Origin of the sequence: Tissierella sp. (assembly GCF_052089545.1) — a bacterium.
Taxonomy (GTDB): domain Bacteria; phylum Bacillota; class Clostridia; order Tissierellales; family Tissierellaceae; genus Tissierella_A.
The window spans coordinates 1-9,422 of record NZ_JBQDAA010000080.1 but is presented as its reverse complement, the minus strand read 5'-3'; the positions used below and the strand labels follow the sequence as shown (position 1 = coordinate 9,422).

General features: G+C 27.2%; 12 protein-coding genes. 3 read left to right on the top strand and 9 right to left on the bottom strand.

The features are described 5' to 3' along the window. The 5 genes from ACTHW2_RS07245 to ACTHW2_RS07225 all read right to left on the bottom strand — a co-directional run. The coding region (locus ACTHW2_RS07245) for a DMT family transporter (RefSeq protein ID WP_442263292.1) at window positions 1–554 on the bottom strand (554 nt) is incomplete at its 3' end. A gap of 97 nt (window positions 555–651) precedes the next feature. Beyond that, entirely contained in the window at window positions 652–1,488 is an 837-nt protein-coding gene (locus ACTHW2_RS07240) for a metallophosphoesterase (RefSeq protein ID WP_442263291.1), read from the bottom strand. Between the two features lie 694 nt (window positions 1,489–2,182). Continuing rightward, window positions 2,183–2,575, bottom strand: a complete 393-nt coding sequence (locus tag ACTHW2_RS07235) for a hypothetical protein (protein WP_442263290.1) — start codon at window positions 2,573–2,575, stop codon at window positions 2,183–2,185. A gap of 114 nt (window positions 2,576–2,689) precedes the next feature. Then, window positions 2,690–4,360 (bottom strand): putative ABC transporter permease subunit, encoded by a 1,671-nt coding sequence (locus tag ACTHW2_RS07230; protein ID WP_442263289.1) that lies wholly within the window; start codon window positions 4,358–4,360, stop codon window positions 2,690–2,692. Continuing rightward, on the bottom strand, window positions 4,360–5,082 hold the full coding sequence (locus ACTHW2_RS07225; protein WP_442263288.1) for an ABC transporter ATP-binding protein: 723 nt from the start codon (window positions 5,080–5,082) through the stop codon (window positions 4,360–4,362). The genes ACTHW2_RS07230 and ACTHW2_RS07225 overlap by 1 nt, the downstream gene beginning before the upstream one ends. A 141-nt stretch (window positions 5,083–5,223) precedes the next feature. Here ACTHW2_RS07225 and ACTHW2_RS07220 point away from each other — a divergent pair, with 141 nt between their 5' ends. Both ACTHW2_RS07220 and ACTHW2_RS07215 read left to right on the top strand, forming a co-directional pair. Continuing rightward, window positions 5,224–5,667, top strand: a complete 444-nt coding sequence (locus ACTHW2_RS07220) for a YaiI/YqxD family protein (protein ID WP_442263287.1) — start codon at window positions 5,224–5,226, stop codon at window positions 5,665–5,667. 61 nt (window positions 5,668–5,728) lie between these two features. Beyond that, a complete protein-coding gene (locus tag ACTHW2_RS07215; protein WP_442263286.1) occupies window positions 5,729–6,118 on the top strand; it encodes a hypothetical protein in 390 nt (129 codons plus the stop codon). 68 nt (window positions 6,119–6,186) lie between these two features. On the opposite strand, the gene ACTHW2_RS07210 is transcribed toward ACTHW2_RS07215, so the two are convergent. The 3 genes from ACTHW2_RS07210 to ACTHW2_RS07200 all read right to left on the bottom strand — a co-directional run bounded on the left by ACTHW2_RS07210 (window position 6,187) and on the right by ACTHW2_RS07200 (window position 7,502). After that, window positions 6,187–6,390 (bottom strand): hypothetical protein, encoded by a 204-nt coding sequence (locus ACTHW2_RS07210; protein ID WP_442263285.1) that lies wholly within the window; start codon window positions 6,388–6,390, stop codon window positions 6,187–6,189. Between the two features lie 96 nt (window positions 6,391–6,486). Continuing rightward, complete coding sequence (locus ACTHW2_RS07205; RefSeq protein WP_442263284.1) at window positions 6,487–7,233, bottom strand: sugar phosphate isomerase/epimerase family protein; 747 nt, start codon at window positions 7,231–7,233, stop codon at window positions 6,487–6,489. 47 nt (window positions 7,234–7,280) lie between these two features. Beyond that, complete coding sequence (locus ACTHW2_RS07200; protein ID WP_442263283.1) at window positions 7,281–7,502, bottom strand: YdbC family protein; 222 nt, start codon at window positions 7,500–7,502, stop codon at window positions 7,281–7,283. 176 nt (window positions 7,503–7,678) lie between these two features. Between ACTHW2_RS07200 and ACTHW2_RS07195 the strand changes: the two genes are divergently transcribed. Continuing rightward, complete coding sequence (locus tag ACTHW2_RS07195) at window positions 7,679–8,263, top strand: metal-dependent hydrolase (protein ID WP_442263282.1); 585 nt, start codon at window positions 7,679–7,681, stop codon at window positions 8,261–8,263. Between the two features lie 32 nt (window positions 8,264–8,295). Here the strand turns inward: ACTHW2_RS07195 and ACTHW2_RS07190 are convergent. Continuing rightward, a partial coding sequence (locus ACTHW2_RS07190; protein ID WP_442263281.1) for a uridine kinase family protein occupies window positions 8,296–9,422 on the bottom strand: 1,127 nt, incomplete at its 5' end.

Sequence of the window (9,422 nt, the reverse complement as noted above, 5' to 3'; positions counted from 1 at the left end):
AAGGTTATCTGTAGTGATGATAAGCCCTTGATATATTTATTTGATACAACTACTATTGCATAAAAGACTGCTCCAAATAAGCCAAACATTACTCCTTTTATATGATTATAATTGTTTAAGTTTTCATTGTCCCCTGATTTAAGTATCATAAACAACCCTAATATAGAAATAAGTATACAGGAAATATTTTTTATAGTTATTTTTTCCTTAAGTAAAATAGAAGAAAAAACAACTATAAAAACAGGAGCAAAATAGTAGCTAAGGGTTGCATTTGATATAGTTGTATATTTCATAGCCTGGAAAAGTACAGACCAGTTTATGCCTAATGCTAGTCCTGATATAGATAGATAGAGTATATTTTCTTTTAAAGCATTTTTATCTATGCCTTCTCTATTTATAAAAATTATGAACATTAAGAACATACTTCCTATAAAGGCCCTAAAAAATGATATTTCTATACTAGTTAAATTTATGTTTCTTACAAATAATCCTAAAGTACCCCAAGTTATTACTGCAATTATTATTTTAAACTTAGGGCTTATATCTTTAATCATAGAATCTAATGAATTTTCTTATATGTATTTTAAAGTTCAAAATATTCATCTACTCTCCTTCTTTAAATTAAATCTAAACACCAAAATAATCTTAAACTTATTGACTTCTTAAAACAAGCTTTACAATTTCTGGTCTATTAAATACCCTAATAGGTACTATACTATTTCCAAGACCCCTATTTACAATCATAGTAGAGTTTTCTATTCTATGAGCTCCACTTGTGTACTTAGGGAAAAGGCCTTGGTCTGGAGCTACTAGTCCTCCTAAAAAAGGTATTCTAAATTGACCACCATGAGCATGTCCCGTAAAAGATAAATCTACATTTTCTCTAGCATATATAGGAAAAAGTTCTGGTCTATGACAAAGTAATATTTGAAAATTTGAATCATCTGATAGATTTTTAAGTTTCCTTTCTAAATTAGATATATCTGTACCATCAATATAATTAGAAGTTAAAAAATCTGGGTCTTTTAATCCTATTATTTCTATTTTTCCCTTTTCTCTTACTATATCTATCTTTTCATCATCAAGAACCTTTACACCGGCATCTATCAAGTTCTTTTTAATATTATCATATTTGCTTGACCATGCTTCATGATTTCCTGATACATAATAGATTGGAGCAATTTCTATTGCACCTTCTATAAACTCCATAGAAATATCTAGATTATATTTTCTTCTATCAATAAAATCACCTGTTACAACTATTATATCTGGATTTTCTTTTCTTATTTTATTTAATAAACGCTTTTGGCCCTTTCCAAATCTTTTATTATGAAGATCTGAAACTTGAACTATTGTAAATCCATCGAATCCTTTTGGTATTTTAGAGTTTTTATAATCTATTTTAGTGGTAACTATATGGTTGTTTTGCCATATGCAAAAGACTATAAATGATAAGATTATAAATAGTTTGTTTTTATATATAGGCATTAGGTATCTTCCTTTATTTTAATTTATTATACTTATAAATTCTCTAATAGAACTAGCCTTAATTTTCCAATCACTCAATTTGTTACCTCTTATTGGTATGAATTTTCAATTATTGTAAGTTGAATATGGTTGAAAATTTGCTATATATTAGGATGAATATAAATGATGTATTTTTAACTTGAAATTATACTTACCTATTTTTTATGAATTTAAAAACCCTGTAACATAAGTAAATAAATGCAATAACAAGTAATATTAAAACAATTTCTGCCATCCCTATGAAACCATTTAACATAATTATCATCCTTTCAAGGTTTTTCTATATACTAAAAGCCACAAAATTCAAGACATATTTATGTACACTTTACTAATGATGTTCATCTAAGTCTCTTAAGGTTGTCATTCCGAATGAAATGAGGAATCTTGGGTTTAAGCCCTAAAATAAAGATTCTTCGTCGCTGCGCTCCTCAGAATGACAAGACGTTTTTTTCTACTATTATACACAAACAAAGATACTTATAGATCGAAGAAATTAGTAAAATAAGCACTGACTTATGAAAGGCGCTTTTCCTTTCATGGAAGGGCGTTTTTACTAATTTCTTGAACCAAGCTTAGATTCTTCTCAAGCTCAGAATGACAGTCTTTTTAGTTTCGCTATATTCTACTAGTGGTCATCTTGATAATTTAATGCTTTTTATTCGATCGTCTTTTCCACATCACTCTTATAGTTTATATTCATAACTCTACCATTTATCTTTAATTGTTCTTCTTCTAAAAATATCTTAGGAGATGCAAATACTGAAAAAGTAATAATTAGTAAACCTTCATCTTCCCACTCAATGCTAACATCCTTTATCCCAGTAGCCCTAAAGACATTACCAGTTATATTATCTGTAAATCTTTTACCATTTTTTAATAATGATACCTGATAGCTTGTGGCAGTAGTTTCTCCACAGCCTCTTTCAAATAAAACTGCTTTAATATTATTATTTGTACTTTCAGTTATAATTTTATTATCACAAAGGTCACACCCAAACAAAAATGTAATTAGAAACAATAATATTATAATCTTAATTTTAGTTTTCATAAGTATCACCTCTTATATAAACAGTCTTTTTAAATCAAAGAAAATATAAGTACTGCTTCAAGAATAGGATTGTTTTCTTTTTACAATTAATCTCTTCTATCAGGTTTTAAATATTTATTCTAAAGCTTTAAACTGCTTTCTGATTAACTTTTCTAATATAAAATAGAATATTACAGTAGAAACAGTAAAGACTGCTCCAATTGCTAGAAATATTAAATTGCTAGCTATTCTGTCCAGCAATTTAAATGCTATATATCCTATGCTACCAAGGTATAAAGTCCCCATGCCCATTCCAATTAAAACATTTAAATTTTGTTTCATAGCTTGCTGGGGATTAGTCCAAGTTAATAGAGGCCTTATTATATCTATTATCATTCCTAATTGAGTCATTGGAATGCTGCCTAGAAGACCTAATACAGCTATCAATATAATCGTTTGTATATTTAAATTTATTAGAAACATAAGGCTTCCTAGTATTGCTATTAATCCTAATATCTGAATTGTAAGGGAAGCTAAAACTCTTCCAATGATTTGGTATTTTACCTTTATAGGAAGTGTTCTTTGTATCCAAAAATTTTTACCTTCCCTAGAAAATGTAGTAGAACCTACACTGTTTAACATACCCAAGGAAACTATAAATCCAATTCCAGCTAAAGTTATAAGTTCAGGTTTTGTTTCTATAAAACTTAATACTGGAGCCATTCCATTTCCACCAGAAATAGTAGTCATAACAAGTATTATAGGTAAAAGAATTACTCCACCAACAGAATTTAATAAATATATTGGAGTTTTAAAGAGCATTGTTATTTCTTTTTTAGCCAATGCTAGATATGGTCTTGTTTTCCTTGTTGAGTCTCCTATAGATAGTTTTTTTCCTGATTTACCTTTGGAAGCAGAAACTTCAATATTTCCTATTAATCCATCAAAGAAAATTCTTTCAGATAGATATATCATGATTATAAAGCTTAAAACTCCTGCCCCTATAAATATCAATAGATATATAAACCCGCTTATATTTAAATAATTTGATAAGGACAAAGCCCCCCACATAGACGGTGGAAATGCTAAACCTAAGTTTTTTACCAATAAATTTGAATCCTTCACTAAATTTATTAAAAAATCATTTCCCTGCATCAAGGCTTTTTGGGTTACAGTATTTATCTTAAGCTGAACATATACAAGTAGAATTAAAAAAAGTACTGCACTAACTATTCTAATTAAATCTTTTTTACCTCCAATATTTGTATATTTCATAAATATCATTATTAAAACAGAAGATAAAACCAATGGTAGAACTGGAACAATTAGCACTAATACAAGTGAGTATATCCAGTAAAGAACCCCCTCACTACCTTTTATACCATAAATAAATATAAAGGGTAATATAATAGGAAGTGAAGTCAAGTACTCACTAATCATCAATGTAATAAACTTTGAACCCAATATATAAGATGGTTTAATAGGAAGAGGTACTAATTGTGCTAAATCACTTGAAAAATAGTATTTAGACATCACGTAAATCAACCCAAGGAGAAATACCATTGCTTGTGATGTCAAAAATCCTAATAATAGAAACATAGACCTTTGACCTATTTCATTATATATCTCATACATACCTACTAATCCCTTTACCATTAAAAAATAAGTTGGTAAAAGTGATAAAATTGCAATACTAAAAATTATTATTTTCCATCTATCTTTTTTATTTTTAAAACTATATGCTATGGAAGATAGTCCAAATGTTGTGTTTAAGTCTGTTTTTATCAATGAAAGTATTTTTTTCATTACTCAGTCAACTCCAGGAATATATTTTCTAGACTTTTCTTTTCCTTTGAATGAGATCTTAACTCCTCCATAGTTCCCATAGCTATTATTTCACCTTTGCTAATTATTGCTATTCTATCACAGATCTTTTCCGCAACTTCTAAAACATGAGTTGAAAAAAATACTGTTTTCCCTTCTTCACACATTTTTCTCATAACTTCTTTGAGATTGAAAGAAGACTTTGGATCTAAACCTACCATAGGTTCATCTAGTATAAATAGCTCCGGTTCACTAATAAGGGCAGATGTAAGAACTAATTTTTGTTTCATACCATGAGAGTAGCTTCCAATTATATCTCCTATAGCATCTTTTATATTAAACATTTCTAAGTAATAATTCATTTTTTCCTTTCTTTTTTCTTTTGGAATCTCATACATATCGGCAATAAAATTTATATATTCAATACCCTTTAATTTATCATAAATCTCTGGATTATCTGGTACATAAGAAATCATTGATTTAGCTTTTATTGATTCTTTCCAAACATCTACTCCCCCAACTTTAATACTACCATTATCTGGTTTAAGTAATCCTACTATCATTTTTATAGTGGTAGTTTTCCCCGCCCCATTGGGTCCTAAAAAACCAAATATTTCTCCAGGTTTTATGTCCAAATTTATATTGTTTACTGCTTTTATTTCTCCTTTATTATATGATTTAGTTACATTGGCAATTTTTAACATACAGCCTTCCTCCTTTATTAATTTAATAAATATAATATAGCACAAAACAATTATATCACAGCAATAATAATTTATAATTAAACTTTGCTTTTAGATTATGGTAAACTATTGTTAAGACTAAAACTTAAGGAGAAATGAAAATTGAAAATATTTGTAGATGCAGATGGATGTCCTGTTGTAGATATAGCTATCGAAATAGCTAAAGAATATGATTTAAAAATAATAGTGGTTAAAAATTTTGCACATAAGATTAATGATTCATATGCGAAAATTGTTTCGGTAGACATAGCTAATGATAGTGCTGACTTTTATATAGTAAATCATATAAATAAAGGAGATATAGTTATAACACAAGACTATGGTCTAGCAGCACTATCTTTAGCTAAAGGTGCATATCCTATAAATCAAAACGGTATTGTTTATACTCAATACAATATTGATGGTATGCTTAACACACGTCATATCCATAAAGAACTTAGAAGAGCTGGAAAACACCATAGTAAATTTAAGAAAAGAACAAATGAAAATGATAATAAGTTTAAAATGAGCTTTAAACGCCTTCTAGAAGAAAAAAAGATTATTTAATTTATACATAATTGTAGCCTATAAAAAATATACCTATATTAAAGACCTTGGGGGTGCAATTATGTATAAATTTTTTGGATGGATAAATGTCATCATTTTATTATTACTTGTTTTACCTTGTATTCTAAATTTTTATAATAAATTACTAAAAGAGAGATCCTTTAAGATATCTGTACTTATTTTAGCTTTTAGAAAGTTGCATAAAAAACTTGGAATATTTCTTTTATTTATGCCTTTAATCCACGGATATATGGCCCTAGGAGAAATAAAACCTCATACTGGCAGTATTCTTTATCTATTTATTCTTTTAACTATAATTCATGGTGCAATATATTCTCACTTTAAAAACAAGTTCCATTTTTCTTTACATAAACTACTTTCTATATTTTCTATATTTTTATTTCTACTTCACTTTTTTTATCCTTGGGCATTATCTTCTATATTTAAATAAAGGTTTTAGGGATATCCCTAAAACCTTTATTTAAATATATGATTTATAACAATTACAATACCTTAATACTATTTGAATAATTTCTTTATCAATCTAAATGGATTAATACTAGTCTTGTTGTACACTTTATTGTATGCATATTTTTTAGGATTTCTAATCCAGCCCTTTCCTCTTGGCATCTTAATACCAGATCTATGTATTATTTGTCTTTTAATACTTGTTTTTGCTGATATTTTTTTCTTTAAGCTTGGTTTCCTAATTCCAAATTTCATAACATATACCTCCTAGTCCAATTTTTTAAATATTAATTATCTTTTCTTATTAATTAAATTTAATATATAAACATCAAACTTTATAAGATGAAAAAATTATCTATACTTTAATATTTCATTTTCTAAATTATCTGTCTTATATTCAAGTGATAGCAGTGGATTTATATCATACTTTTCTAAAAGATTATATAGATATTTTATTTCTTCTTTATTTGGGCTATTATGTTTATCATATAGCCCATCATTTGAGTGAATATGCATATATACTATATAGTCCTTTAACTCCTTAATCCACTCCTCTAAACTTACCTTACCAAGTTTAGCATGACCTATATCTAAATTTATCTTTATATTTTCTTTATTTATAGTTTCTATATATTCTTTTAACATCTTTGGTGATTCTTCAAATATGTTTTCTATAAGTATAGTTCCATTATATTTTGATTTATCTAGTATCTTGTCCCAAAACTCTTTATTTTGTCTATTATTTAAATCTCGAATAAAAGGTTCGTTTAAATAAGGATTTATTTGGCTATGAAATATTACAAAATCCATTTCTAGTTTATAGCAAATATCTAATGTGTTTAAATATTTATGAAAAGAAATATCTCTTATAGCTAAGTCAGGACTAGCAGGCTTTAAATCTAAAAAAGGAGCATGTAAAGCTTTTGTTCCTCTAAAGTTTTTAAATAGTTTTTTATATCTTCTTATTAAACTATCTTTTTCTTTTATATTTAGATTTGATTCTGTAAAATCCTGTATCTCTACTCCTATGTCTAGTTTATTAAATAAATTTATATGGAAATCATCTATAATACTAACTGCTTTTAATAAAGTTTTCACTTTCTCTCACTTCCTCTAAAATTTTTAAATATAGATACAGACTAAATTTAGTCTGTATCTATATTATTTAAAGCAGTTTTTAATTGTTCACATTCTTCATCTGTTAATGTAACACCCTTTCTCATCTTTCCTTCTTCATGGTTCCAATCTCTTATATCATATTTAGCGGGTCTATTATTCCAACTAACCTTATTAATTTCCTTAGTCCATTCACTACGTTCTGAAAGGATAGCTATTTTTTCTACAATATCATATTTTATATTTGCCATTTTATCACCTCTTTTATCAATAAATATTCATATATGATGATACCCAGATTTAAAAAAGGAAATCAATCCTTTTTTTATGAATTCTTTATTTTATTTTTAGATTGAATATATGTTCTAAAAGATATATAATGTAATAAGTTATGAATTTTATAGAAACTTTCAGCGAGGTGATTCATTTGACAGGAAAAACTCATATAGCCATAGGTGTTGCTGCCGGACTTACAATAGCCTATGGTAAACCCATAAACGATCAACTTATAATTATTACAGCTTCAACTTTAGGTTCTCTAATACCTGATTTAGATCATCCTAAATCAAAGTTGAATCAAAAATTATTATTTTTAAAAAATGAGTTGTATCGTATAATATTTTTTATTGCTACAGCTGCAGGTTTTTTATATTTATACTTACAAAGTAATAATGTTATCTTTGCTCTTTTATCATTAATATTTTTATTTATAAGTTTTTCTACACATCGAGGATTTACTCATAGTATACTTGGATTTTTAATATTTACCTATATTATTAAAAATATTAGCTCACAATATAGCATTCCGTATCTTTACGAAAGTATATCATTAGGATATCTTCTACATTTAGTAGCAGACTTTTTAACCCCAAAAGGTATAAAACTATTTTACCCCTTAAATTTGAATATCGCATCACCTATAGTTATAAATCCTAATAGCGGAATTGATAGTGTAATATTTACACTTGCAAGTATATATTCTATATTTTTGCTTTTCAAATTTATATTATAGCCCTCTTTTTATATAAAAAGAGGGCTATAATTTTAATACAGATTAAAAGACGCACCACCTATAAATTCTTTCAATATAGAATTTGGAGGAATTGCACTCTCATCTTTAATATCTAGAAAATATTCTAAAAATTTTATAAGTTTTCTAGCTTCACTATAATGAATACTAGCTTTATCTATTTTATCTAATAATGGTATAATATGTTTTTTAAGTACACCCATCTCATATACAAGTGATGAATTAAACATCATATCTGCTTCCTCTTGATATGGAAATATATACTCTTCTTCTCCTGCTCTTACACCTTCCCACATTTCAAACGTCTTTATTGGTCCATTTCCTCTAAACTTTACATCTCTTACCATTCTTCTAATAAGCCTTATATCGGTAGTTGAAATCCTATTATGTGGGTCTAAATTTAACTGGGTAAGTGCTGATATATATATTTTAAATTTATTTTTCTCAGGTATTAGTCTGGTAAGCTTTGGATTTAATCCATGTATACCTTCTATTATAATAGGATGATCCTTATCTAAACTCACTATTTTACCAGACATTTCTCCTTTACCTGTTAAAAAATTAAACTTAGGAAGTTCTACATTTTTTCCTTCTAAAAGCTCTATAAGATCCATATTTAATCTATCCATATCTATAGCATCTATGGTTTCAAAGTTTGGTGTACCATCCTTATTTAAAGGTGTTTTATCTCTATCTACAAAATAATCATCTAAAGATATAGTAATAGGCCTTTGACCATTTACATTCATCTGTACTTTAAGCCTTTCTGCAAATGTAGTTTTACCTGAGGATGAAGGTCCTGCTATCAATATAATATTTACATCTCTAGCTTCATATATATTGTCCGCAATTTCTGCTACTCTTTTTTCGTGATGTGCTTCTGTTATTTGAATAACATCTTTTATTTCTTGCGATTTTATCTTTTCATTTAAAGAGCCAACATATGCAATGTCTAATACCTCTAACCAAGCACTTGTATTTTCAAACATTTTAGCTAGTTTTTTTTGTTCTTTAAAATCATCTAAAATATAATTATTTTTCCTACTTGGAAACAAAATTATAACACCTGGATAATAATATAATAATTTAAACTCAATTACATAACATGTATAAGTAGCCAAATATCCATGAAAATATTCAT